The sequence below is a fragment of the Coprobacter secundus subsp. similis genome, from assembly GCF_015097275.1.
Taxonomy (GTDB): domain Bacteria; phylum Bacteroidota; class Bacteroidia; order Bacteroidales; family Coprobacteraceae; genus Coprobacter; species Coprobacter secundus.
The window spans coordinates 3,715,267-3,740,014 of record NZ_AP023322.1 but is presented as its reverse complement, the minus strand read 5'-3'; the positions used below and the strand labels follow the sequence as shown (position 1 = coordinate 3,740,014).

Sequence of the window (24,748 nt, the reverse complement as noted above, 5' to 3'; positions counted from 1 at the left end):
ATATACAAAACAAATATTATACCCCTAATCCAATATAGTTTTGATTTAGAATTTAGTCAATTCTAAAAAATAAATAATAATAGTAGATGAAAGATTACAAAATAGCTGTAGCCGGAACAGGTTATGTAGGACTTAGTATAGCTACTCTCCTAAGTCAACATCATCAAGTAACAGCAGTGGATATAATTCCTGAAAAAGTAAACTTGATAAATCATCATGAATCACCCATACAAGATGAATATATCGAAAAATATCTGAAAGAGAAACCATTGAACCTTACTGCCACATTAGACGGAAAAAAGGCTTACAGCGATGCTGATTTCGTAATTATCGCAGCACCGACCAATTACGACCCGGTAAAAAACTATTTTGATACTTCCCATGTGGAAGAAGTTATCAACTTAGTTAAAAGCGTAAATCCTCATGCCATTATGGTTATCAAGAGTACTATTCCGGTAGGTTATACAGAAAGTGTGCGCAAAAAATTAAATACCGAAAATGTAATTTTCTCTCCTGAATTTTTACGGGAAAGTAAAGCTCTATATGATAACCTCTATCCCAGTCGTATCATTGTGGGCAGACCGGAAGGTGACATTCGTTTAGATGAAGCCGCACATACTTTTGCTTCCTTACTGCAAGAAGGTGCGATAAAAGAAAATATCGATACGCTTTTTATGGGTTTGACCGAAGCCGAAGCAGTGAAATTGTTTGCCAATACTTATTTAGCTCTTCGCGTCAGTTATTTCAATGAATTGGATACTTACGCCGAAATGAAAGGTCTGAATACGCAGGACATTATCAATGGAGTAAGTCTCGACCCTCGCATCGGCACGCACTATAATAACCCTTCATTCGGATATGGAGGCTATTGCCTACCCAAAGATACCAAGCAGCTGCTTGCTAATTATGCGGATGTACCCGAGAATTTGATACAAGCTATAGTAGAAAGTAACCGTACCCGTAAGGATTTTATAGCTGACCGCGTATTGAATAAAGCTGGATACTATGATTATTATAATCGAGGAGACTTTAATCCCAAAGAAGAAAAAAAATGTGTTATTGGCGTTTACCGTTTGACCATGAAATCGAACAGTGACAACTTCCGTCAATCTTCCATCCAAGGTGTAATGAAACGCATTAAAGCAAAAGGTGCGGAGATTATTATTTATGAACCAACATTAGAGAATGGTAGCACTTTCTTTGGTAGCAAAATAGTAAATGATTTGGCTATATTCAAGTCACAAAGTCAAGCCATTATAGCCAATCGCTACGACGCCTGCCTAGACGATGTACAAAAGAAAGTGTATACCCGTGATATATTCCGTTGCGACTAATACTATTCAATAGCAGCAATTAATATATAGATACTACAATAATACATTTAAGTTTTCCGCCTACATTGTATTCCGAAAATACGTCAAGGGAAATATTAAATAATAAATGAAAAATATATCTGAACTCAAAAACAAAGGACTGAAAAGTAGTGCATGGAATTTCTTAAATCTACTGACTAATCAATTAAGGAACTTCATTGTCACACTCATATTGGCTCGCTTGCTTACTCCTGCCGACTTCGGCCTTGTGAGCATGGCGATGGTACTGAATGCCATTTTAGATTTCTTTGTTGATTTCGGGTTCAGCAGCGCTATTATCCGAAAAGAAAAGATTACAGAAGTAGAAACCTCCACTGTGTTTTGGCTCAATATTGGTATTGGAGGTATCTGCACATTGCTAACGTTTTTATGCGCCCCTGTTTTTGCTTGGTTTTACGAGATGCCTCAGTTGGAGAACGTGGTACTCGTAACATCTTGGTCATTCTTCATAAGTTCTTTCGGAACTTTACAAACTGCATTGTTTCAACGAACATTGAATTTCCGTGCTCCGTTTAAAGCTCGACTAATTTCAAGTATAGCATCAGGCATTTTGGGAATAATCCTTGCTATATGTGGATTTGGTGTTTGGGCATTGGTATTTTCCAATCTTTTAGGATGGCTGCTTTATTCAATTTCCATTTGGATGATGTCCACATGGAGACCACAATTTGTTCTTAAGCTCAGGGATGTGAGTGAAATGGTTTCTTTCGGTTGGAAAATAACACTTTCAACTCTTATAAATAGAGTTTTCAAGCAGATGGATACGCTCATTATCGGTAAAATATACTCTGCTGCATCTCTAGGCCTTTTCAACCGCGCACAATCACTTAACCTTCTTGTTATTGACTACTCCTTTTCATCTATACGCAGTGTGATGCTACCCACTCTTAGCAAATTACAGAACGATGAAGAAGCCCTAAGATACAGTGTACTTAAGTTGCTTAATGTGATATCTTTCCTGACATTCCTCTTTTCCGGATTGGTGTATGTGTGTGCTGATGACCTTATTTTATTGCTTTATGGAAACCAGTGGGAAGGAGCAATAGAGATATTCCGAATTCTAGGTCTATTTTCCATATCGTTGTGTCTGCCTGTTGTCTTTGACTCTGTGATGACTGTAGCAAATAGGATGAATATGTATCTATGGAGCAGTGTCTTGCGTAGCAGTATGCTTATCTTTGCCATCCCATTCGGTATTTACTATGGTTTAACGGCATACGTTTGGGCAATTTCAATTATTGGAATAATTAAACTCATACCTACATTATTTACCACAAGAAGTTGTATTGGATTACCTATTAGGTCTCAACTTACAGCTATTATGCGATATGCTCTACCTTTCTTAATTCCTCTTGTTATATGGCATTTCATTATGTTCCAAACAGAATACCATATAGTAAATATCCTAGTAAAAAGCCTCTTTTTCACGGTCATTTATATAATGCTCAATTTTATCATGCGCAATGAAGGCTATGCAACCTGCAAAGGGTTAATTATTCAAGTTATCAATAAAAAGTTTAAACGAAACGAAAAGATATGATAAGGCTATTAAAACGTATTATCTACAAAATAAAGGAAACTAACTGGAAGTATAAATTGCAAGGTTCAGATGTGAGAATACAAGGAGAAATAATTACCCCCCCCAATAACCATATAACTATCAAAAAATCAGCAATTTACGTAGACTATAATTCAACGATTATCCTGCACGAAGGGGTACGATTAGAGGGTATCGGGCTGTGGGTGACAAATGGCGGTAGGGTAGAAATTGGGGCACATAGCTTCCTTGAACGCAGCAGCAATGCCACGAAGCCAGAATATATCGTTAATAGTGGTGTGTTACGAGTGGCAGACCACACTAAGTTAGCTTGCCAGCGATTATGGATACGCTTCGGTGGCAGTATTGAAGTAGGGCAATACACCAACGTGAACCCTGGCAGTGAAATTCGCGCTGACGAGAAAGTCATCATCGGCAGTTACTGTCAACTTAGTTACAATCTACGTATCTGGGATACCAACACTCACTGTATTTACTCCCCTGAAAAACGCAATCGGCTGACACGAGACTATTTCCCGCGTTTTGGTTATGAATACGAGCGACCACGCACAGCCCCAGTGGTGATAGGCGATGGCACATGGATAGGCGAGCGAGCGTCAATACTAAAGGGCACAACACTTGACGAGAATGTGATAGTGGGTTACAACACCACTATTGCAGGTAAGCATATTCCCCGCCAGAAAACCGTTGTGCAAGGAATAGAACTGAAAATCATTTAATTCCATAAAATTAATGACAACAACTCCAAAAGTATCAATACTTATCCCATGCTACAATTCAGAGCGGTTCATTGCCGAAACCCTCGACAGTTGCATCGAACAGACATACAACAACATCGAGATTATTGTAGTAGACGATGGATCAACCGACCACTCCCTTGCTATTGTTCATGACTACAAAAGTAAAGACGGACGTGTAAGAGTCATCAGTCAGCCCAATGCAGGAGCTTGCAAAGCGAGAAACAGCGCACTCGAACATTCAACAGGAGAATATGTAATGTTTCTCGATGCAGATAATGTGATTTCTACTAACAAAATAGAAATACAATTAATCAGGCTTATAGAAGCATCTGATAAAATGGCTGTTGCAACGTGCGTGTGGGATAGATTCTACAACGACATAAATGAGGCTACTTTCCCCAAACAAATGGTTTATAGGGACTATGATACTGGTTTTGATATGCTACTTGACCTATGGAATTGTTCTGAGATGTATGAAACAGCATGCTATCTATTAAGCCGCACACTTGCTTTGAAAGCAGGAAAATGGGATGAAAGTTTGCGTAAAAATCAAGACGGAGAATATTTCTCGCGGGTGCTGATGTTTGCCACTAAAGCTCTCTTTTGCCCTGAAGCAAAATTGTACTATCGCACTGGAGAATATGACAGCGTGAGCAAGGGCAATTCCAAAGCAAAAATAGAGTCATACCTCAAAAGTTTGATGCTCTATAAAAAGAATGCTTTGGTGCATGAAAATTCCGAGCGAGTGAAAAATGCTTTAGCACATAATTTTAGTTTGTTCATGTATTTATATTATGATCAATATTCCGATTTGTGTCAAAAAGCCAAACATGAATTGTCAGATATGAATATGCATGTATTACCATCAGGTACAAAACGAGCTAAAATTATATCTCGTCTTATCGGTACAGAGAACTTTCTAAAGCTAAGGAAATTAATATTAAATAGGTAAATAGATACAGACATGGAACGTAAGTTGCACATTTTGTCAATTGGTGGATTTTCAGGATTAGGCGAAAGTAACACATGTCTACAACGTAACCGTATTTTACAAACATTTGGAGAAGTTGACCAAATTGACACCACAGCTGTCCCATTCAATTTGTGGTATCGTAGTTGTAACAAATTGTTCCAATGGGGATTACCTATATCATTACCAGACCTATGTGGAGCAAACAAACAGATAAAAGAAAAGATTCACAGAAATAAATATGACATTATCTGGATTGACAAAGGCATCATAATAAACGAAGACAGTTTCATTGCTATAAAAAAATATGCGCCTCAAGCCAAATTAATAGGGTATTCACCCGACTATATGTGTGCCAGACATAACCAAACAAAAGCGTTTCTTGCTTCTCTAAAATTCTATGATGTATATGTTACTACAAAATCTTACTCAGTTGATGAATTAAAGATACTTGGTTGCAAAGATGTGTATTTTGTTGGTAATTCTTATCAAGAAGGATTTCATAGGCCATATGTGCTCACAGCTGACGAACAGAAAAAATATGGTTGTGCTGTCGGTTTCATAGGTGCATGGGAAAAAGAACGCAGTGATTCTATCATTTATCTTGCAGAAAATGGGATTAAGGTGAGAATCTGGGGAAGTAAAGAATGGGAAGATATTTGTACATGTCACGAAAACATAGAGTTTAGGGGTAAAGAATTACTTGATGAGACTTATTGTAAGGCCATCTGTGGTTGTAAAATTTCACTGTGTTTTTTGCGTAAAATAAACCTTGATTTACAAACCACCAGAAGCGTTGAAATTCCTGCGTGCGGAAGTTTCATGTTAGCAGAACGGACAAAAGAACATCTTGCCATGTTTGAAGAAGGAAAAGAAGCAGCTTATTTCTCCTCTAACAAAGAACTGTTAGAAAAATGTCGCTATTATTTGACACATGAAGAGGAGCGTAAACAAATAGCTGCAGCAGGGCATGAACGTTGTACAAATTCGGGATATTCCAATTACGACAGAATTAGGGCAATCATTGATTATGCACTTAACAAAAAATAATCCACTTATCACGATAATCATTCCGGTATATAATGCCGAAAAGTTAATTGCTGGATGCATCGAATCTATTATACAACAGAATGTTGAATATTGGAACTTAATATTAGTAAATGATGGTTCTTCTGATAAATCGGGGGAAATATGTCAAGAATATGCTCAACAAGACTGTCGCATCACTGTAATATACCAATCCAATGGTGGTCCCGGAAAAGCTCGTAACACAGGCATAAATGCTTGCAAAACACCGTGGTTTACATTCGTCGATGCCGATGATAAATTATTGCCTACTTATTTGGCAAATTTTCACGTAGAAAATTGTAAAAATGAAACTATACTAAGTTGTCAAGGCTTGAAACGCGTAGATCTTCAAGGGCACCAACTCGGGGAGGAATATAGTTTTAACGACTCAGTTTATGCCGATGAAAATTTTTTAGAAAAGGCTTTCTGTAAAGAAGGTTTATACAATTATGGACAATCTGTCGGAAAGCTATACAACAAATCAGTCTGTGACAAACATAACATTAGATTAAATACAGATATTAGGTGGAGCGAAGATCATTTATTCTATTTACAATATTTACTATGGGTAAAAGAAATACACACCCATGCGGGTTGTCTATACCTATATCAGTTTGCTCTTGGACAAAATACGCTCACACACAGACACCTTCCTTACACCGAAGCGTTAAATATATTTAAATATTTGTATCCAGCGGCAAATGCAGTAGTGCAAAAATTTGGGCTAGAAAATTCTCCAGTCATATCGCAAATAAACTACCATTCAGTGACCGCCTGTTTCTCAAATATATTGCAAAATTTATATAGAGAAGAAACTAATAGATACATACGTATATCGGTACTTGAAAAGCTACGTTCCGACATGAAGCTATTACAAAAAAAATATAAACCCAATGGGATCTCAGGTAAACTACTGAAGCCAATGTTACTATATTCTCCTTTATCATTATTAGATATTATACTTTCAAAAATCATCTGTAAAAAATGAGAATTTTGTATATTTATCGCGAAAAAGAAAAAAATGAACATAGCATCGAAGCTGTCTTTGACACAGTTGCTGAAACATTGAAAGATTTCGGTCACTATGTCCATAAATGGTATAAGCCCGTATCTTGGCGACAGACATTTCGAGAAATATGGCAACTCCGCAAGGAAGGATATGACATTTACCATATCACAGGTGATATAAATTATCTATGGCTGTTCTTCCCATGGAAAAAAACAACTATGACCTGCCATGACATAGGTATGTATAAAAATAACCCTAAATCAATTATTCGTATATTATATGTTTTTATAAGTTTTATTTCTTCTGCTATCTTCCTCAAAAAAATAACCGCAGTCAGCGAACTCACCAAAAGTGATTTAACAAATATCCTCCATATCAATCCACAAAATATATGTGTAATACCCAATCCGCTATCTCTACCTGTAAAAAAGTGTCCTAAGCCATTTAATAAAGATTGCCCTGTTATTCTTCAAATCGGAAGCGGTTGGCACAAAAACTTGCAGGGTCTTATAGAGAGTGCACAAGGAATAAAATGTCACCTCGATATCATAGGGCAACCTGAAGAAGCTGACATTACACGCATGAATGATTATAGAATAAGTTATACAATTTCACATCACATTCCGGCAGAAGAGGTCGTGCAAAAGTATGAAAAATGCGATATTTTGTATTTTGTTTCACGCTCTGAAGGTTTTGGTATGCCAATTATTGAAGCACAAACTGTAGGACGTGTGGTTCTAACAAACAAAACAGAACCGACTAAAAGTGTTGCCGGTGGAGCTGCTTTGTTATTTGGCTCAGAAGACTATCAAGCTATACACAAGGGAATCTTACAAATAATCAATGATGATGCTTTACGTGAAAAAATGATTGAGGATGGATATAAAAATTCAGCGAATTACCAGCCTATCAAAATAGGCAAACTGTATGAACAATTTTATAAACATATTTTTAATCTTGACTAATGGTAATATCTGAAAAAAGAATAAATATGGGAATGAATATCATATTATCAATTATGATATCCATTATTTATTTACTTATGCATAGCACAGGATATTATGATTTTAGCCTACGTTTTATGGTTGCCATCGGTTTAATACCTGTTGCTAGTGTTGCCATTTTACTGTTACAAACGGCAGAAATCCGCATTGCTGTTATCACATTGGTCTTATATCAGACATGGAATATGTTTTTAGAACCATACACATGGGACTTACCTGTAAAATCAATTTATCGTATATTTAGTAGTGACGATTTTCCAATGATGGCATTATGCAGTACATTATCAATCTGGATGTTATATTTTGGCTTTCTATATGGAATGCACAAGATAAAATCAAAATCTTTATTGACTGAAAATTATCTAAATATCAGGCAGATAGAAAAATTGCTCGTATATATGATTATTGGTGGCTTGGTCTTACAACTAACGCAAATGATTATTTCCGCATTGAGAATACCTTTCGGTTTTTTAGGACTTATTGAAACCATGTTACCATCCACAGTCGGTGCTGTTGCAGTACTTTACTGGTTGAGAGGGGGACGAAAAATTATATATTTAATTCTGACAATAGTCTATGTGGCTTATTACTTCGTATATTATGTTGGGGGAACTTTGTTCATATATTCGATTTTTTTAATAGCTGCACCCACTGTAATATATATCGTGGAGAGGAAAAAAATACCATATATGACTGTTTTTACAGTAGCGATATTATTACTACCGATTTATCTTTCTCGGCATACATATCGAAATGAGGGACTATATTCCAGTGGTACCGAACGTCTACTCATAGGTTGGAAAATTTTAGAAACAGAATATGCAAATGCCAATATATTACATTGGCAAGAACTTATTGATAAAGACAATCAGAACTATAATGTTGACAACCGCACTGAAGGAGTCACTTACTTAGCTACTATCATTAACCGCATAAACAATGGTACGTCCCAGTATGCGTATGGAGAAACGATTGCTTGGTTACCGACAATGTTTATCCCTCGTTTCTTAATTCCATTCCGACCAAGTCAAAATATGGGGGATAAATGGGCTATATATTACGGGGTGAAAGATGCTTCATGGAGAGCCAGTATTAATTTCCCGATGCTTTGTGAATTTTATGCCAACTTTGGATATTTAGGAATGATAATCTTGTCATTTTTCAATGGCATTTTTATTATATGGATGATGGGCAAATTCAATAACGGAATAGGGGATACCAATCTTATGTTACTCATTTTTGTAGTCACTAAAATTATCGTGATAGAGGCAAATGTCACTTTGGCATACGGTGCTATCCTACAAGTTATTACAATTTGTTGGTTGATAAAAAGATTTATTCTCAGGACTGCTTAACACTTATATGATGAATATATCCACAAAACAGAGTAATAAGATTAAAATCCTGTCATTCTGCTCGATTATATCCGTCGTGTGGATGCACGCCTATTACTTGGAAAGCGAAAGATGGCCTACCATGTATTTTGCACAAAAGTTTGTGGCATTGTTTGCCGACTTTGCAGTACCGTTGTTCTTCATCATATCTGGTTTCTTGTTCTTTGCTAATTTTAATGAAGTTGGTGGTACAACAAATTTCTTCATTTCTAAAATCAAAAAAAGGATGCGCACACTTATCTTGCCATACGTAATATGGTGTACATTGTTTATCGCAGAAATATTCATTATTGGATCATTTATTGATTTAAACACAGACTATTTTGCATATTGCAGACAGGGAAGTTGGTGGAATTTTCTATTGTATGTCTATTTTAAACCTGCAGCATTTCACCTTTGGTTTGTCAGGGATTTGTTTATAGTCATCCTGTGCAGCCCTATTATATATTTGTTTATAAGGTATTTGCCTATATATGTACAAGTCATTGGACTACTGCTACTGGGTGTGTTCCAATTTGTTCCAATGGTGTCATGGGGACTCTTTTGGTTCACGATAGGAGCGATGTTTTCTATAAACCAAAGAGAAATTTTTTATTTTATAAAGCCTAAATTGGCGATTTTGTGCCTGATAGCGTTTTGTGTGGTTGTTGCCAGCTTTGTCATATTTGACATATCACTTGCAAGCAATCAATATTATGCAGCACCAGTTATCTTGTTGGGGGTTATAGGGATATGGAAAGGAAGCGACTGTGTGTGTACATTCACATCTATCAAATCCATATCGCACTACACATTCTTTATTTATTGCTCACATATTCCCTTGCTGAATATCGTAAAAACAATAATATATCCACGACTTTTAGAATCATCTATTGGCTGTACATTAGGCTTTTTTTTGTCGCCCATGATTACAATCTCAATATGCCTAATGGTAGGAAAGCTATTACTGTCGATAGCTCCCTCGATTTATCGTATTCTATCTGGAGGTAGGTAATATGATGCGCAAGCCCGAATTTGACATTATGAAAGGGATATTGATAGTACTGGTAGTTATAGGCCACACCTCAATACGCCTCCCATACATTGACCTGTTTTGGTTCCACATGCCTACATTCTTTATGATCACAGGATATTTATCCCAAAGATGGGTATCATTCAACGACACTGCATATCTGCGCCACAAGGCTTTTCAATTGCTTGTTCCGTACCTCAGCTACAGCATTTTATTATTCCTATTCATTGGATACTCCCCTTTATGGAAATATATGCTCAAAGTATTCCTTGGCGGAACATTAAATATAACACCTTTCAGTTACCCTTTTTGGTATGTAAATACTCTTCTTGTGGCATTGGTTGCATTCGGGCTGATTAAACAGTTAACGCAAAGCCTCCAATTGCTGCTAATAGCCTCACTATACCTCATTGTTCATCTGATGACCTATTGGGATTTTCACCCACCAGTTCCATGGGGTATTGACAATGCAATGGGGGCATTAGTCTTCATCTACATTGGTGATAAATTCAAGGTTTATAAAACACAGAAATGGCACTACTCTCTCCTGTGTGTGCCCGTTTTATTTACATTTATTAACAAATGGGGGGGGGTAAATTATAGAATTAATATGGCAAGCATAGAATATAACCATCTAATACTTGACCTCTTGGTGCCATGTATATTTGCGTTTGCCATATATTTATTATGTATGTACTTAAAAAAGTGGAAGTATATTACCTACTTCTTTTCAGTATTAGGGCATAGTAGTTTGACAATATACTTTACCCATGCGGCCTTGTTGTATGTGTTAGCTCCTCTCATAGGGCAGCCCATTGCTGTCGCGTGCTGCTTAATTGCAGGAGCATTGTTTCAGCATATATTCACAAGGTTCAATATTACAAGAACATTGTTTCTAGGGAATATGAAATAAATAAAAACTATATACAGGTTTGATATGAAATTAATTATAAATGCCGATGACTGTGGTAAGAACAAAGAAGTGAATGCTGCCATTAGTCACTTTATCGAAACTGGAAAAATTACCAGCACTACAGTCATGGCTAATATGGATGACTTGGAGGGAGCCTCCCGACTTTTTGACGAATATCAGGATAGTATTTCTTTCGGGATACACCTCAATCTGACAGAAGGACATCCTTTGCGATATAGTCAGGAGTTACTTGACAGAGGTTACTATAAGGAAACGGCTAATGTTGCTGGAGAAAAAGGTAATATTTACCTAAATATTAATCAATTACGAAACAAAATAATTAGTACAAGTATACAGAAAGAATTGGAAAAAGAACTTTGCGCCCAGATAGAAAAGGTCTTAGATTATGGAATACGGATTTCACATATTGATAGCCATCATCACATACACACTAGTTTGCTGATGCTACGAATGATGCCAAAATTAGCGAAACGATACGGCATACATAAAATGAGGCGTATGAGAAATTATGTACCCTCTGCTTCATGGACAAATATGGCTCTACGCGACCTGTGGAAACAGTTAATAAAGTTACAGAATCACCGAATAGTTATGACTGACTATTTCGGAATTTATGAAGAATGGTATGACAACGGCAAACAAATTCTTCATGAAAATACAGTACTAGAACTTATGTGCCACCCAGGAGGGGCTTATTCTGAAGAGGAGTGTAAACTGCTAGAAACTGATTTCACTCAATTGGCGAATGTAGAACTAGTTAATTATAATATGATTGGATAATGGACGTAACATATAAGTTTTTAACTGCGGAGGAATTTCACTCACCGGAATATGTAAAATTACAGAACAAGATACATGGTAAAAATGGGCATGCATCCCGATTGAAACGTATGGAGCACTATGCAGCCATGGGAGATCTCCGTGTGATAGTGGCAATCATTGATGGGAAAATGGTGGGACAAGCTTCTGCATATAAAGTCAAGGCTATCATTGAGGGAAAAGAACAACCATTCTATTGGAGTTGCGATACTTTCTTGTTGCCCGAATCGAGGGGGTATGGTATGGGAAAACACTTGCAAAACGAACTCCATAAGGTGTGCCCCAATTTTTCATCTGCATGGTATTCTCCGATTAATGGGATTATCAAGAGAAAATGCGGAGGATCAGATTTGATAGATTTGAAATTTACCTATTACCCTGTATCCAATTTTTGTGGGCTTATGTGGCAACTAGCGAGTACCAAATTGTTTAAGAAACAGTTAACTACCAACGCACATATCCCGTTCTTGTATTACAATCTGAATAAGTTATTCCACAAAAACAAGTTAAAGAAGTATGAAGTGGTAGAAATCCACTATTCCGATTTGGATGAGGAAATAGCCGAGTTTATGGAAAACTCTTTGAAAGATTATGATTTCCACATTAAGAGGAATCTGGACTTTTTAAAATGGACCTATGGGTGGAAGAAAGGGCGATATCACATGTTAGCAATTAAACGTGATGGAAGAATCGATGCTGTTGTTGCCTTCTCCAATGTTCACAACGCTACACATGTAATAGCTCGTTTCAAAGGGGTGTCGATATTAGACCTTGTTATCAGCCCAGACTCGCAATTGACAACCAAAGACGTACTCCTATATGTAATCCAGTACCACAAGGAACGAAAGGAAAAAATAGAGGGTGTAATTACTTTTGAACAAATGAATTACTTCCCGAAATTCATTTACCCTATACCATCTGTGCCCCTATTATCAACATACGGAAAGAAACTACAAAAAGGGTATATTTCATTCATAGATCAGGATATGGACCAATTATAAGCATTGAAATAAACAAGTCTCATTAATATGAAACTAGTGTTTTACTCGCTGATATTGAACAACCATCAAGCGAATGTGGCTGATGAGTTGTGGAAACTGACTAGGCATAGTTACTGCTTTGTGGAGCTTGCCAACTTACAAGCCGAGCATCGGAAAGGAGACTCGCACGACTATAGCGACCGGCCTTACTTGTTACGGGCTTGGCAGTCGGAAGAGGCTTATTCTCAGGCTATGGAACTGGTCCATACGGCCGAATGCTGTGTCTTTTCGGGAATACAAGCTTTGACTTTCCAAAAAGAAAGGATGAGATTAGGATTACTGTCGTTCGACATGAGCGAGCGATGGTTGAAAAGAGGTATTTTGAACTTGTTCTCACCAGCCATCTTAAAAATGTTCCTCTCCTATCATTTCGGAGGTTGGAGCAAGAAACCATTGTACAAACTTTGCTGCAGTGCATTTGCATCAGAAGACCAACATAAATTGTTCACCTATCGTGGACGCTGTTACAAATGGGGGTATTTCACCCGAGTGGAAAAAATTGATGTTGAAACATTCCCGGATGTTTCCACATCAAATATCACACCACTTATGTGGTGTTCAAGATATTTGATGTTGAAACATCCGGAACTACCGGTATTAATGGCTCGTCAACTCAAAAACAAAGGATATCGTTTTATGCTTGACATGTACGGGAGCGGAGAATATGAAATTCAGACACGACAACTTGCCAAAGAGTTGGATGTGGAAGATGTCATCTGTTTCATGGGTATTAAACCCAATAACGAACTGCTGAACGACATGCGAAGACACTGTATATTCCTATTCACAAGTGACAAAAACGAAGGCTGGGGTGCTGTGGCCAACGAAAGCATGACCAACGGGTGCGTGTTAGTAGCAAGTGATGGCATAGGTAGTTCCCCGTACTTGGTCAAAGACAAGCAAACGGGGCTGTTGTTCACCAGTCCCCAGACATCAAGTAGTTTCGGCCATCCCGATATTGCAGCTTTGAATTCTTTGTGCTCAAAAGTAGAGTTCCTGCTCGATAATCCCTGTGAGTGCAAAAAAATCCGACAACATTCCATTGCTCTGATGCAGGAACTATGGAATCCCCGTATTGCTGCCGAAAGGCTGTTGACTCTTATTGACCATCTGCAAAAAGGGAAAGACACTCCTTTTGTTGAAGGTCCTTGCTCAAAAGCATAAATACAAATTTACTATATATGAAAGTTTTGCAAACCATCGCTGGGTTTGGTGCTTTGTATGGCGGAATTGCCACTTGCACGTACGACCTGATTAGGGCGATGTACAATATTGGGTTTCCTCTTGACTTACTGACTTTAGAAGTAAGAAATCCTATGGATAAATTGATGGGCAAAGGCGAAGATTGGATCAAAGCCTTGCCGAATGATGCAATTACTCCCTATGAATATTCTAAGAGTATTGCTCTATATCTCAAGAATAAAGAATATGACTTATATCATACAAATGGGCTATGGATGTATTGTAACCATGCTACCTGTTCGATAGCAAGACGCAAGCATAAACCTTATATTATCACACCGCATGGAATGCTTTACCCCGATGCACTTCTCCGTTCTTATTGGAAAAAATGGCCACTAATACAGCTTTGTTTTCGTAAAGATATTAATCATGCCGATTGCTTGCATGTCACTTGTAAGCCTGAAATGGAACATGTGCGCCAATTTGGATACCGCAATGCTATCGCAATTATCCCCAACCCAGCCAATCTACCTGACTATTTAAAAGAAATTGCGGCTGCAAAGCCGTCCTTTCTGGGGTGTAACCGATTGAGGAAGTTTGGCTTCCTCGGTCGATTACACCCCATAAAGAAGGTTGAAAACCTTCTTTATGGGGTAGCAAAGCTACCTCATTCACGAGATTGCGAATTAATCATAATGGGTAAGGGAGATAATATTTATGAACAATTTCTACGTAGTGAAACGAAAAGACTCGGATTAGAGAATTGCGTTAAATTTTGTGGTTTTGTCAACGGTAGAGATAAATATGAGCAATTGGCTCAGTTATCATGTCTTTTCGTGCCAAGTGACTTCGAGAATTTCGGCATGATTGTAACCGAGGCATTATCAGTAGGCACTCCTGTAATGGCAAGCCTTGGTACTCCGTGGGAAGAATTGAACACCATAGGCTGTGGATGGTGGATTGACCGTACTCCCGAAAACATAGCCCAAGTAATGCAACAAGTGATAGAAATGCCTATCCTGGAACTGCTCGCTATGGGCGAAAAGGGACAGCAACTTGTGCAGAAGAAATATTCTGCACCTATGGTAGCAAAGCAGATGCAGCAACTGTATAAATGGCTATTAGGTGAATGTTCTAAACCCGATTTCATATATGAGTAAAGTCGATTTGTCTAAATATAATAATTCATGGTTTAGTATAGGTGCCGGAAAAATGAAAGCGATTATCTGGTATTTAGTGAATATATGTTTTTTGAATTGCAGTTGGAATCCTTCTTCAGGTTTTAGAATATGGTTGCTACGTTTTTTTGGTGCCCAAATAGGCCAAGGAGTTGTGATAAAACCTTCAGTCAATATCAAATATCCTTGGAATCTGTCGATAGGAGATTATACTTGGATTGGTGAAAATGTATGGATAGATAATCTATCACAAGTTACCATCGGCTCAAATGTCTGCATTAGTCAGGGAGCAATGTTATTGTGTGGAAATCATAATTACAAACGTCCGACGTTTGACCTTATAGTAAAACCGATTATTATTGAAGATGGTGCATGGGTCGGTGCTCAATCCACCGTCTGTCCCGGAGTAACGATGCATTCGCACAGTGTTCTCGCTGTTGGTTCCATCGCATCTAAAGACCTTGCCCCCTTTTCCATTTATCGTGGAAATCCTGCAATCAAAGTTGCTGATAGGATAATCTCTGAATCATAACGAAGTCAATTTTCGAAATTTTCCATCTCAATTTTATGAAAATATCAATTATCACTGCTACTTGGAATAGCGGTGCAACTATACGCTATACAATGGAAAGTGTTCTATCTCAGTCATATTCCGATATAGAACATATTATCATAGATGGCTGCTCGTCAGATAATACAATGGAAATTATACATGAGTTAGAGCCTAAATACCAGGGACGATTGCACTATATTAGTGAAAAAGACCGGGGATTGTATGATGCTATGAATAAAGGAATTGCCATGGCGACAGGGGACATAGTGGGAATACTTAACAGTGATGATTTTTATACCAGTAATGATGTTCTTACGACTGTGGCTTCTTCATTAAAAAATAATGGCATAGATGCCGTATATGGTGATATACACTACGTTAACGACGATGATTTGAAAAAATGTGTCCGTTATTACTCTTCCAAAGCATTCAAACGCTGGCAAATGAGATTGGGGCTTATGCCCGCTCATCCGTCATTTTACTGCCGCAAAAAATTATACGAAAAATACGGAGGTTTTGATTTGTCATACAAAGTTGCCGCTGACTTTGAATGCTTGCTACGGTTGATATTCGTCCATAAGATACGGACACAATACATCCCTATGGATTTTGTAACCATGCGCACCGGTGGTGCTTCAACGAATGGATTAGCCAGCCATAAACAAATACTAAAGGACCATCTAAAGGCGTACAAAAAAAATGGTGTGTACTCTAATATCTTTTTTGAAAGCTTACGCTATGCTTATAAGGTATTGGATGTCACCGGTCAAAAAATTTTTAAATCAAAATAAATCAACTCTATAATCGATATGACAAAAACAGCTTTAATTACAGGAGTTACCGGTCAGGATGGCTCATTTCTGGCAGAATTTTTATTGGAAAAGGGATATGACGTACATGGCACCATACGCCGCTCATCGGTAGACTATCGAGAACGTATTGCCCATCTTGAAGGACGGCCCCATTTCCACTTGCATTATGCTCATTTGGGTGACTCGATGAGCCTGATTCAGGTTATCGGCCGAGTTCGTCCGGATGAAATATACAATCTGGCTGCGCAGAGCCATGTACAAGTAAGTTTCGACTCTCCTGAGTTTACTGCCGATGTAGATGCCACCGGTGTATTGCGAATATTGGAAGCCGTACGCCAATGCGGGCTCGCCTCGACATGTAAAATATATCAGGCCTCAACTTCGGAACTGTACGGTAAGGTAGAGGAAGTCCCTCAAAACGAAAATACACCTTTCCATCCATACAGCCCTTATGCGATAGCGAAACAGTATGGACACTGGATTGTAAAGGAATATCGCGAGGCATATAACATGTTTTGTTGCTCAGGCATTCTTTTCAATCACGAGTCGGAACGACGTGGTGAAACTTTCGTAACCCGTAAAATCACTCTTGCTGCTGCACGTATTGCACAAGGCAAGCAGGAGAAACTGTATTTAGGTAATCTTTCTTCTCTTCGCGACTGGGGTTATGCCAAAGATTATGTAGAGTGCATGTGGCTGATTCTTCAAAATAAGACACCGGAAGATTTTGTCATCGCCACCGGAGAGCAACATTCCGTTCGTGAATTCTGCCAACTGGCATTCCACTATGCAGGCATAAAACTCGAATTTGTGGGTGAGGGGGAAAATGAAAAAGGTATAGACAAAGCTACCGGTAAGGTCCTGGTCGAGGTATCTCCGGACTTCTATCGCCCGACAGATGTCGTAAATCTTTGGGGAGACCCCTCGAAAGCAAAGGCTGAATTGGGCTGGAACCCGACCAAAACGTCTTTTGAAGAATTGGTCCGCATTATGGTAGACTCAGATATGGCTAAAGTTGCTGTCGAAAAAGCCGGTGAACATATCCGTATGAATCTTGCTGAATATCTCGAAAAAGGTATTGTAAAATAAACCGAAAGGCGAGAGCAGAGGTTCAAAACTTGTTTGAAGAACTATGCCGAACCACTGCGTTTATTGAAATAAAATTAAATTATCATCATGGAAAAGAATGCCAAAATATATGTAGCGGGCCACCGTGGTATGGTGGGCAGTGCCATCGTACGGGAATTGGAACGTCAAGGCTATACGAATATCATTACAAGAACTCATAAGGAGCTGGACTTATGCCGCCAGGATGCTGTGGAAAAATTCTTTGCAGAGGAAAGACCTGAATATGTTTTTCTGGCAGCAGCTAAAGTGGGCGGCATTGTCGCCAACCAGAGTGCTTTAGCAGACTTCATGTACGATAACATGATTTTAGAGATGAATGTGATTCATTCCGCTTGGCAAAACGGCTGTAAAAAACTGGAATTTTTAGGGTCGTCCTGCATCTATCCCCGCATGGCTCCACAACCTATGAAAGAAAGTTGCTTGCTGACTTCTGAACTGGAAAAGACAAACGAAGCTTATGCTCTGGCTAAAATTTCGGGGCTGAAATACTGCGAATTTCTGAACCGACAATACGGTACTGACTATATCAGTGTCATGCCGACTAATCTTTACGGTCCGAATGATAACTACCACCCTACTCACAGCCATGTATTGCCGGCTCTTATACGACGCTTCCATGAGGCTAAAGAGCAAAAACTACCGTATGTAACTTGCTGGGGTGACGGCAGTCCGTTACGTGAATTTCTCTATGTAGACGACCTCGCCAACTTGTGCGTATTTCTTATGAACAACTATAGCGGCAATGAGACCGTCAACGCCGGAACCGGTAAAGAACTGACCATTAAAGAACTTACAGAGCTGGTTGCCAAAGTAATCGGTTATGAGGGTGAAATCCATTGGGATACCAACAAGCCAAACGGCACACCTCGTAAGTTACTGGATGTTTCGAAAGCTGCATCTCTCGGCTGGACGTATAAAACGGAACTGCAAGACGGCATACGTCTCTCTTATGAGGATTTTCTCAATAACCCTATGAGAGCCGAACGATAATAACATTTGTAGACATGAAAATCATATTGCTTTCCGGTGGTTCCGGAAAACGGCTGTGGCCATTGTCAAACCATACTCGTTCCAAACAATTCCTCAGGTTACTGAATTCACCGGAAGGCGGTACCGAATCCATGGTACAACGGGTTGTCCGCCAAATCAGAGAGGAAGGTATCTCCGATTCGGTAACCATAGCTACCAGTGCCTCCCAACAAGAAATCATTACCGGACAGTTGGGAGTGGATGCCGATATCGTAACCGAACCGGAGCGCAGGGATACATTCCCGGCCATTGCTCTGGCTTGTACTTACCTGGCCAAGGAAAAGCTGTGCAATGACAATGAGGCGGTAATAGTGATGCCTTGCGACTCTTACACTGACGCAAACTACTTCAAAACCATTACGCAAATGGCTACTGCCGTGGAAAATAATGTTGCAGACTTGGTACTTATGGGCATAAAGCCCAAATATCCGTCTACAAAATTCGGTTATATCGTTCCGGTAAGGGAAAATGCCGACAAATCGTTTCTATACGTGAAAGGCTTTACGGAAAAACCGGATGAGGAACATGCCGAGTCTCTGATTGCTGACGGTGCTTTATGGAACGGGGGCGTATTTGCTTTCCGACTGGGATATATGACCGATATTGTGAAACGTTATCTCGACGTTCACTCTTTTGAAGAATTGCATTCCCGATATAGGGAACTTCCCAAAATCAGTTTTGACTACGAAGTAGTAGAAAAAGCCGAATCTATTGCCGTGATACCTTTCAACGGCCAATGGAAAGATTTGGGTACATGGAATTCTTTGACGGAAGAGCTTACCCACTATATCGGGAACGTGACTGCCGGTAAAAATGTTCACAATACACATGTAATCAATGAACTAAACATTCCTTTATTGTGTTTCGATATCGATAACCTGATTATTGCCGCCAATTATGACGGCATTCTGGTATGCGGGAAAGAGTCATGCGAACATATCAAAGATTATGTAAACGAGCTTCCCTCCCGTCCCATGTATGGGGAATGTAGCTGGGGCACATATAAGGTAGTCGATTTCTCTACGTTTGCCGGTGGATACCAAAGCTTGACACAGTTGTTACAGCTCAAAGCCGGCTTTGACATCAGTTACAGAGGACACCAATACCGGGATATATCATGGACATGTATCGACGGTTCAGGAACATTGGTGCTGAACGGGCAGGTCAGAAATATCCAGCGTGGAGATATCATTCATATCGGTAAGGGACACCGATATGCTGTAAAGGCAGTCTCCAACCTCCAAATCATCGAGGTACAAACCGGAGACCGACTTACGGATAACGACGTCGAATATTTTGACTGGAACTGGTAAAATACGGAATATCAAATCATGGATTATGCAAGTCTGGACCGCCGAAAAATACTGACCTATCTCAAAGAGAATGGCGGTACAGCTTCGGTAGATGATATAATAGACTATTCAGGTGTTGAGAGTTTACGGGCATATTCTTTGATACAACAACTAAAACTGAATGGGGAAATAATCGTTCTGAAGGAATCTTCTTTCGGAGCTCCTACTCTGATTCGAATAGCAGAGCATTAACATGCATTTTGGAGTGACTTTGCCCCAAAACATCTCTGAAAGAAACTCTCAAATCTGGCCCGAGTAAGATTAAGACCGGCTCTAAGGTATACACACATATCACGTGTGACGAACACAACACTCCATCCTCTCAAGAAGGAAAAATAACAGCCATACTATATGAAAACGGATATTGTCGAGTACAGAACCAGCTCTGTATATGAAGGCATTCCCAAACATGTACTCCAGGCAAATAAGAAACGCTTAAATGCCTTCTACATGGAAAGGGAATGTATAGAAAATAAGGGTGACAAATTTATATTCAGGTATGTATTCTATTCTTTGGAAAAGCTTAAAAGGCTAACCAAAAACTCTCTAAGCAAACAATATGAAAGTCTCTCCCCGACTCTGAAAGCGGTAGGACCGGATAAGATACAGTCTATGGAAAATAAATATGTGATGTTGTACGGAGACATCTCTTCTCCGGAGACAAAGGAACTGGTAGATACCTATCTCAAAAAGCATAATTTGCAGGAAGCCTGCCCTCCGTTTTATGATAAAATAAATCAGTCTCGAAATAAAACCGATATTGCCTATGAGGAACTGCAAAAGGTTCTTTTTTACTGCAAAAAGAAAAAATGCCCATTGCTGTTTGTCTCTGTAAATATGTTGATACGGGACATTCGCTTTTTTAACCTTCTCGAAGAAAGCAATATTGATTTCAGATGTATAGACTTCCCCTGGTTCTGTAACGAAAACTTAAAGTTGATAAAGGCCGTGATGTTATACGAACAACTTTGAACGCGACAAGGGGAAAACGGTATAATCGACAAGGGCATCCGACGTATTGTCAGATGCCCTTGTCGATTACATCATCTTTCTATGGGGAGCCTATCTCCGATATTTTTCTTTATCCGAAAGTTATAAAACCATCCGATAAACTATTACTGAACCATAGTTCCTCATCTACAGCCCGACAATAAATCTTTCCTTCCCGGGCAAGCCATCCTATAGCTGCCCATAATGCAGCATCATTCAACCCTAAACGGGATTTCAATTGTGCCAATGACATCTCATGCTGCTCATCTAACATCTGCCATACCAATCCGGCATTTTCTCCAATTGTAAATATCATCATACTATCATCTATTAAGGTTAACGTTGCTTAAAGATAATGATAAGGGTTTAAAAAAGCAAATCGTTTATGCAAAATTTTTGTTACAATACAACTATTTATCCTGAACATTACGAAAATATTTCGGATAGGTCCGGTCTAAATTTTATAAAAATATTCTTAGACGAATTTTAAGAGCCTAAACTCTCTTTGCTGAAACGTGTTATAACATTTTCGGTTCTAATATTGAAATTTTCATTTTTTTTTATGATATTAGAGCCTGTTTAGTCTTTAATATAATAAGATAATGATTCTTGCCGCTATTCAAGACATAAATTTCTGGCTGTATACCAGCCTTTATATTATCTATTTTATCACTGTAATCAGTACGATTGTAGTGATTCTTTCCGAAAACAGGAATCCTGTAAAAAGTATCGCATGGATTGTGGTACTACTCTTCCTACCGGTAGTAGGCATTGTCTTTTATTTTTTTTTCGGACAGGAATATCGTCGCCAACGCATGATTTCGCGTAAAGGCAAACGCAAACTTCTTAAAAATATCAACTATTCAGAAAATGAAATCAGCAATCTGCCACTTTTCTTATCTTCAGAAAGCATACAAGAAATAAAGTTGGGGTACGCATTGGGAGAATTCATCCCATATCCCGGTAATAAGGTAACGATTTTCACTGAGGGCGAAAGCAAATTCGATATGCTCAAATCCAAAATGAGGAAAGCCCTCAAATTCATACACTTGCAATATTATATTTTCAATAATGACAAACTGGGAAATGAAATAAAGCAAATATTAATAGAAAAGGCTCGTGAAGGGATAGAAGTCCGGGTAATCTATGATGATGTGGGTTGCTGGAAAGTGAAAAAACATTTTTTTGAAGAAATGACTGCTGCCGGCATAGAGGTATATCCTTTTCTGGAAGTGACATTTCCTCAACTGGCAAATAAGATAAACTATCGGAACCACCGGAAAATTGTAATTGTCGACGGAACTTGCGGATTTATCGGCGGCATGAACATCGCAGACCGTTACCGGGACGGTGTGCCTTGGGGAATATGGAGAGACACCCATATCCTCATCGAGGGGCCGGCAGTGCAGGGATTACAATCGTCATTTGCCGTCGACTGGTGCTTTACCAGCCGTCAGTTATTGTCAGAAAAACTCTATTTCCCGGTTGTCGCTCCGAAGGGAAATACCTGCATACAAATCATAACCAGCGGCCCGATAGGCGAGTGGAAAGAAATTTCGCTAACCTTTCTTAAAGCCATCAGTAACGCCAAGCAATATGTATATATACAGACTCCTTATTTCCTGCCGACCGAAAGCCTGATGAAAGTACTGCAAGTGGCAGCACTGGCTAAGGTAGATGTAAGACTGATGCTTCCCGAAAAATCAGATTCCCCGGTTTTGCAACTGGCTTCTCACTCCTATATAAAACCCATGCTTAAAGCCGGGGTAAAGGTTTATTTTTACCAAAAAGGATTTATCCATTCAAAAACGATTGTCATCGACGACGAGTTCTCGACCGTAGGCTCTACGAATCTCGATTTTCGTAGTTTCGATCACAATTTTGAGGTAAACGCCTTTATGTATGACAAAGAACTGGCTGTCAAAATGAAAAATATTTTTATAGCCGACCAACAGCAATGCAGACGCATACCCTGGTCGTACTGGCGCAGACGTCCTGTAGCTTCAAAAGTAAAAGAATCGATTGTCAGATTGCTCAGCCCGGTTTTATAGTCACATACTTATTCCAACTTATGGTCTTCGCAGTATTCATCACCGGGATTTATCAGGAACAACCGTTCCGTAGCCCGTGTAAAGGCCGTATACAGCCACCGATAGAAATCGAGGCCTAAATAGTCGGAACGGATATATCCCATATCGATAAATACATTTTTCCACTGTCCGCCCTGGGCTTTATGACAAGTCAGCGCATAGGCATACTTTACTTGAAGAGCATTGAAATACGGGTCAGACTTCAACTTTTTCATCTTCTCACGTTTCGAAGGTATGTCAAAATAGTCTTCCAGCACCGACATAAACAGCTGATTGTTCTGCTCGGCCGAAAGAGCCGGAGTATCCGTAGTCAACGTATCCAATATTATCTTTGCTTCCACTTCCACATCATAGTCAGGGAAATAAAGCGCTACGTCGGCAAAACGAAAGCCATACAGCTGTTGCCTGCCTCTGACTTTCACTACACGGGCAATATCTCCATTGGCAATAAAATCGATTTCTTTATAAGTTTCAGACCAGAAATAATTATTTTTGGCTATCAACAAATAATCACCTGAAGTAAGTTCTTCTTCCCGATACAATATCTGATTACGTACCCCCTGATTAAATATATTCGCCCGTTTATTTGAACGGGTAACGATAATCGTCTCATCCATCCCATCACGGTCATAGGCTGTAGAAATAGACTCAATGAGGTACTCTCCTGATATTCTTTGAATATCTTCAAACCGCCCAAACCGTATCTGCGGGGTCTCTAACGGCAATGAAAACATCCGTTCACGCAGACGAGTTGCATTGAACAGAATACCGGACTCCTGCATTTGCCGGGCAACGGTATGCAACTCAAAAGTCTCAACGGACAAGCCATAACCCGACAAATGTGTCTCATCCAGAGCCGGACTATTCTCTTGCCCGACAGGAGGCAACTGGGCACTGTCTCCTAAGAGTATCAATCGACAGCCTTCACCAGAATAAACATACTCTACCAAATCATCTAATAAACAACCGGTGCCATATATGTGGGTATCGGCCGGAGTATTGGCTATCATAGAAGCTTCATCGACAATAAACAACGTATCTTTATGAAGATTATCCATAATCTGGAAACCCTCATAATCTCCAGTAAAAACTTTTTGACGATATATCTTCTTATGTATAGTATAGGCGGGATGTCCTGAATAACCGGAAAATACCTTGGCCGCCCGACCGGTAGGTGCCAGTAATACCGACTTGCGCTGGAAGGCATCCAGTGTTTTTACCAAAGCTCCAATCAGCGATGTCTTACCGGTACCAGCGTATCCCTTCAACAGAAACAGGGACTCGGACTCCGGACGAAACATAAAATCACCGAGTCGCAAGAGCAACTCTTTCTGCTCTTCATTGGGAGTATAAGGAAGATTGTTTTCTATCTGTCTAACAAAGAAGTCATTTATCATCTTTTATAAATAAAGTCGTTTACAAAAATAGTGCATCCGATTTTCTTTTTCTACATTTGCAGAAAGATTATAACCGGAGTCCGATTAAATTTTACCAAAATATCTCAATTATTGTC

At 39.1% G+C, this 24,748-nt stretch carries 24 protein-coding genes; 22 read left to right on the top strand and 2 right to left on the bottom strand.

From position 1 onward, the window contains the following. The first annotated feature begins 86 nt into the window (after window positions 1-86). The 21 genes from Cop2CBH44_RS14810 (at window position 87) to Cop2CBH44_RS14710 (ending at window position 21,127) form a co-directional block, all read left to right on the top strand. Entirely contained in the window at window positions 87-1,334 is a 1,248-nt protein-coding gene (locus tag Cop2CBH44_RS14810; RefSeq protein WP_021929763.1) for a nucleotide sugar dehydrogenase, read from the top strand. 106 nt (window positions 1,335-1,440) lie between these two features. Continuing rightward, window positions 1,441-2,913, top strand: a complete 1,473-nt coding sequence (locus Cop2CBH44_RS14805; protein WP_021929762.1) for a lipopolysaccharide biosynthesis protein — start codon at window positions 1,441-1,443, stop codon at window positions 2,911-2,913. Beyond that, window positions 2,910-3,650 (top strand): LbetaH domain-containing protein, encoded by a 741-nt coding sequence (locus Cop2CBH44_RS14800; RefSeq protein WP_200755117.1) that lies wholly within the window; start codon window positions 2,910-2,912, stop codon window positions 3,648-3,650. The genes Cop2CBH44_RS14805 and Cop2CBH44_RS14800 overlap by 4 nt, the downstream gene beginning before the upstream one ends. 13 nt (window positions 3,651-3,663) lie before the next feature. Then, window positions 3,664-4,623, top strand: coding sequence for a glycosyltransferase family 2 protein (locus Cop2CBH44_RS14795; protein ID WP_021929759.1), 960 nt, complete (start codon window positions 3,664-3,666; stop codon window positions 4,621-4,623). Between the two features lie 12 nt (window positions 4,624-4,635). Continuing rightward, window positions 4,636-5,691, top strand: coding sequence for a CgeB family protein (locus Cop2CBH44_RS14790; RefSeq protein ID WP_021929758.1), 1,056 nt, complete (start codon window positions 4,636-4,638; stop codon window positions 5,689-5,691). Beyond that, complete coding sequence (locus tag Cop2CBH44_RS14785) at window positions 5,612-6,697, top strand: glycosyltransferase family 2 protein (protein WP_200755116.1); 1,086 nt, start codon at window positions 5,612-5,614, stop codon at window positions 6,695-6,697. Before Cop2CBH44_RS14790 ends, Cop2CBH44_RS14785 begins: the two co-directional genes overlap by 80 nt. Further along, on the top strand, window positions 6,694-7,683 hold the full coding sequence (locus Cop2CBH44_RS14780) for a glycosyltransferase (protein ID WP_021929756.1): 990 nt from the start codon (window positions 6,694-6,696) through the stop codon (window positions 7,681-7,683). Before Cop2CBH44_RS14785 ends, Cop2CBH44_RS14780 begins: the two co-directional genes overlap by 4 nt. A gap of 26 nt (window positions 7,684-7,709) precedes the next feature. Then, a complete protein-coding gene (gene wzy / locus Cop2CBH44_RS14775; RefSeq protein WP_246469135.1) occupies window positions 7,710-9,077 on the top strand; it encodes an O-antigen polysaccharide polymerase Wzy in 1,368 nt (455 codons plus the stop codon). Window positions 9,078-9,084: 7 nt separating this feature from the next. After that, window positions 9,085-10,110 carry an acyltransferase family protein gene (locus Cop2CBH44_RS14770; protein ID WP_021929754.1) on the top strand — a complete coding sequence of 342 codons (1,026 nt, stop codon included), beginning with the start codon at window positions 9,085-9,087 and terminating at the stop codon, window positions 10,108-10,110. Window positions 10,111-10,138: 28 nt separating this feature from the next. Beyond that, window positions 10,139-11,041, top strand: a complete 903-nt coding sequence (locus Cop2CBH44_RS14765; RefSeq protein ID WP_200755115.1) for an acyltransferase family protein — start codon at window positions 10,139-10,141, stop codon at window positions 11,039-11,041. A 24-nt stretch (window positions 11,042-11,065) separates the two neighbouring features. Next, the gene (locus Cop2CBH44_RS14760) at window positions 11,066-11,842 is read left to right on the top strand and encodes a ChbG/HpnK family deacetylase (RefSeq protein WP_021929752.1); all 777 of its coding nucleotides are present in this window, start codon (window positions 11,066-11,068) and stop codon (window positions 11,840-11,842) included. After that, window positions 11,842-12,882: a hypothetical protein gene (locus tag Cop2CBH44_RS14755; protein WP_200755114.1), complete on the top strand. Its 1,041-nt coding sequence runs from the start codon at window positions 11,842-11,844 to the stop codon at window positions 12,880-12,882. Before Cop2CBH44_RS14760 ends, Cop2CBH44_RS14755 begins: the two co-directional genes overlap by 1 nt. 27 nt (window positions 12,883-12,909) lie before the next feature. Further along, on the top strand, window positions 12,910-14,085 hold the full coding sequence (locus Cop2CBH44_RS14750; RefSeq protein WP_021929750.1) for a glycosyltransferase: 1,176 nt from the start codon (window positions 12,910-12,912) through the stop codon (window positions 14,083-14,085). A gap of 17 nt (window positions 14,086-14,102) precedes the next feature. Next, window positions 14,103-15,263, top strand: a complete 1,161-nt coding sequence (locus Cop2CBH44_RS14745) for a glycosyltransferase (RefSeq protein ID WP_021929749.1) — start codon at window positions 14,103-14,105, stop codon at window positions 15,261-15,263. Then, complete coding sequence (locus Cop2CBH44_RS14740; RefSeq protein WP_021929748.1) at window positions 15,256-15,813, top strand: putative colanic acid biosynthesis acetyltransferase; 558 nt, start codon at window positions 15,256-15,258, stop codon at window positions 15,811-15,813. Before Cop2CBH44_RS14745 ends, Cop2CBH44_RS14740 begins: the two co-directional genes overlap by 8 nt. Before the next feature lie 35 nt (window positions 15,814-15,848). Further along, entirely contained in the window at window positions 15,849-16,625 is a 777-nt protein-coding gene (locus Cop2CBH44_RS14735; RefSeq protein WP_021929747.1) for a glycosyltransferase family 2 protein, read from the top strand. 18 nt (window positions 16,626-16,643) lie between these two features. Next, window positions 16,644-17,735, top strand: coding sequence for a GDP-mannose 4,6-dehydratase (gene gmd, locus Cop2CBH44_RS14730; RefSeq protein ID WP_200755113.1), 1,092 nt, complete (start codon window positions 16,644-16,646; stop codon window positions 17,733-17,735). A gap of 84 nt (window positions 17,736-17,819) precedes the next feature. Continuing rightward, window positions 17,820-18,764, top strand: coding sequence for a GDP-L-fucose synthase family protein (locus tag Cop2CBH44_RS14725; RefSeq protein WP_276512480.1), 945 nt, complete (start codon window positions 17,820-17,822; stop codon window positions 18,762-18,764). A 14-nt stretch (window positions 18,765-18,778) separates the two neighbouring features. Continuing rightward, complete coding sequence (locus Cop2CBH44_RS14720; RefSeq protein WP_200755111.1) at window positions 18,779-20,116, top strand: sugar phosphate nucleotidyltransferase; 1,338 nt, start codon at window positions 18,779-18,781, stop codon at window positions 20,114-20,116. 18 nt (window positions 20,117-20,134) lie between these two features. Then, window positions 20,135-20,347, top strand: a complete 213-nt coding sequence (locus Cop2CBH44_RS14715; protein ID WP_021929743.1) for a hypothetical protein — start codon at window positions 20,135-20,137, stop codon at window positions 20,345-20,347. A gap of 159 nt (window positions 20,348-20,506) precedes the next feature. Beyond that, window positions 20,507-21,127 (top strand): hypothetical protein, encoded by a 621-nt coding sequence (locus Cop2CBH44_RS14710; RefSeq protein ID WP_044228234.1) that lies wholly within the window; start codon window positions 20,507-20,509, stop codon window positions 21,125-21,127. A gap of 109 nt (window positions 21,128-21,236) precedes the next feature. Here Cop2CBH44_RS14710 and Cop2CBH44_RS14705 read toward each other — a convergent pair whose 3' ends face one another. Then, window positions 21,237-21,464, bottom strand: coding sequence for a winged helix-turn-helix domain-containing protein (locus Cop2CBH44_RS14705; RefSeq protein ID WP_021929741.1), 228 nt, complete (start codon window positions 21,462-21,464; stop codon window positions 21,237-21,239). A 283-nt stretch (window positions 21,465-21,747) separates the two neighbouring features. Here Cop2CBH44_RS14705 and cls point away from each other — a divergent pair, with 283 nt between their 5' ends. Next, entirely contained in the window at window positions 21,748-23,196 is a 1,449-nt protein-coding gene (cls, locus tag Cop2CBH44_RS14700) for a cardiolipin synthase (RefSeq protein ID WP_200755110.1), read from the top strand. 8 nt (window positions 23,197-23,204) lie between these two features. On the opposite strand, the gene Cop2CBH44_RS14695 is transcribed toward cls, so the two are convergent. Beyond that, window positions 23,205-24,632 (bottom strand): ATP-dependent DNA helicase, encoded by a 1,428-nt coding sequence (locus Cop2CBH44_RS14695; RefSeq protein ID WP_200755109.1) that lies wholly within the window; start codon window positions 24,630-24,632, stop codon window positions 23,205-23,207. Between the last annotated feature and the right edge of the window lie 116 nt (window positions 24,633-24,748).

What these genes read in the sequence shown, in the direction of transcription:
- Cop2CBH44_RS14790 (WP_021929758.1), top strand. Translation starts at nt 4,636, where the DNA reads ATGGAACGTAAGTTGCACATTTTGTCAATTGGTGGATTTTCAGGATTA.
- Cop2CBH44_RS14715 (WP_021929743.1), top strand. Translation starts at nt 20,135, where the DNA reads ATGGATTATGCAAGTCTGGACCGCCGAAAAATACTGACCTATCTCAAA.
- Cop2CBH44_RS14695 (WP_200755109.1), bottom strand. Translation starts at nt 24,632, where the DNA reads ATGATAAATGACTTCTTTGTTAGACAGATAGAAAACAATCTTCCTTAT.
- Cop2CBH44_RS14770 (WP_021929754.1), top strand. Translation starts at nt 9,085, where the DNA reads ATGATGAATATATCCACAAAACAGAGTAATAAGATTAAAATCCTGTCA.
- Cop2CBH44_RS14740 (WP_021929748.1), top strand. Translation starts at nt 15,256, where the DNA reads ATGAGTAAAGTCGATTTGTCTAAATATAATAATTCATGGTTTAGTATA.
- Cop2CBH44_RS14765 (WP_200755115.1), top strand. Translation starts at nt 10,139, where the DNA reads ATGAAAGGGATATTGATAGTACTGGTAGTTATAGGCCACACCTCAATA.
- Cop2CBH44_RS14800 (WP_200755117.1), top strand. Translation starts at nt 2,910, where the DNA reads ATGATAAGGCTATTAAAACGTATTATCTACAAAATAAAGGAAACTAAC.
- Cop2CBH44_RS14735 (WP_021929747.1), top strand. Translation starts at nt 15,849, where the DNA reads ATGAAAATATCAATTATCACTGCTACTTGGAATAGCGGTGCAACTATA.
- Cop2CBH44_RS14750 (WP_021929750.1), top strand. Translation starts at nt 12,910, where the DNA reads ATGAAACTAGTGTTTTACTCGCTGATATTGAACAACCATCAAGCGAAT.
- Cop2CBH44_RS14785 (WP_200755116.1), top strand. Translation starts at nt 5,612, where the DNA reads ATGAACGTTGTACAAATTCGGGATATTCCAATTACGACAGAATTAGGG.
- Cop2CBH44_RS14745 (WP_021929749.1), top strand. Translation starts at nt 14,103, where the DNA reads ATGAAAGTTTTGCAAACCATCGCTGGGTTTGGTGCTTTGTATGGCGGA.
- cls (WP_200755110.1), top strand. Translation starts at nt 21,748, where the DNA reads ATGATTCTTGCCGCTATTCAAGACATAAATTTCTGGCTGTATACCAGC.
- Cop2CBH44_RS14795 (WP_021929759.1), top strand. Translation starts at nt 3,664, where the DNA reads ATGACAACAACTCCAAAAGTATCAATACTTATCCCATGCTACAATTCA.
- gmd (WP_200755113.1), top strand. Translation starts at nt 16,644, where the DNA reads ATGACAAAAACAGCTTTAATTACAGGAGTTACCGGTCAGGATGGCTCA.
- Cop2CBH44_RS14805 (WP_021929762.1), top strand. Translation starts at nt 1,441, where the DNA reads ATGAAAAATATATCTGAACTCAAAAACAAAGGACTGAAAAGTAGTGCA.
- Cop2CBH44_RS14705 (WP_021929741.1), bottom strand. Translation starts at nt 21,464, where the DNA reads ATGATGATATTTACAATTGGAGAAAATGCCGGATTGGTATGGCAGATG.
- Cop2CBH44_RS14710 (WP_044228234.1), top strand. Translation starts at nt 20,507, where the DNA reads ATGAAAACGGATATTGTCGAGTACAGAACCAGCTCTGTATATGAAGGC.
- Cop2CBH44_RS14780 (WP_021929756.1), top strand. Translation starts at nt 6,694, where the DNA reads ATGAGAATTTTGTATATTTATCGCGAAAAAGAAAAAAATGAACATAGC.
- Cop2CBH44_RS14720 (WP_200755111.1), top strand. Translation starts at nt 18,779, where the DNA reads ATGAAAATCATATTGCTTTCCGGTGGTTCCGGAAAACGGCTGTGGCCA.
- Cop2CBH44_RS14755 (WP_200755114.1), top strand. Translation starts at nt 11,842, where the DNA reads ATGGACGTAACATATAAGTTTTTAACTGCGGAGGAATTTCACTCACCG.
- Cop2CBH44_RS14810 (WP_021929763.1), top strand. Translation starts at nt 87, where the DNA reads ATGAAAGATTACAAAATAGCTGTAGCCGGAACAGGTTATGTAGGACTT.
- Cop2CBH44_RS14760 (WP_021929752.1), top strand. Translation starts at nt 11,066, where the DNA reads ATGAAATTAATTATAAATGCCGATGACTGTGGTAAGAACAAAGAAGTG.
- wzy (WP_246469135.1), top strand. Translation starts at nt 7,710, where the DNA reads ATGGGAATGAATATCATATTATCAATTATGATATCCATTATTTATTTA.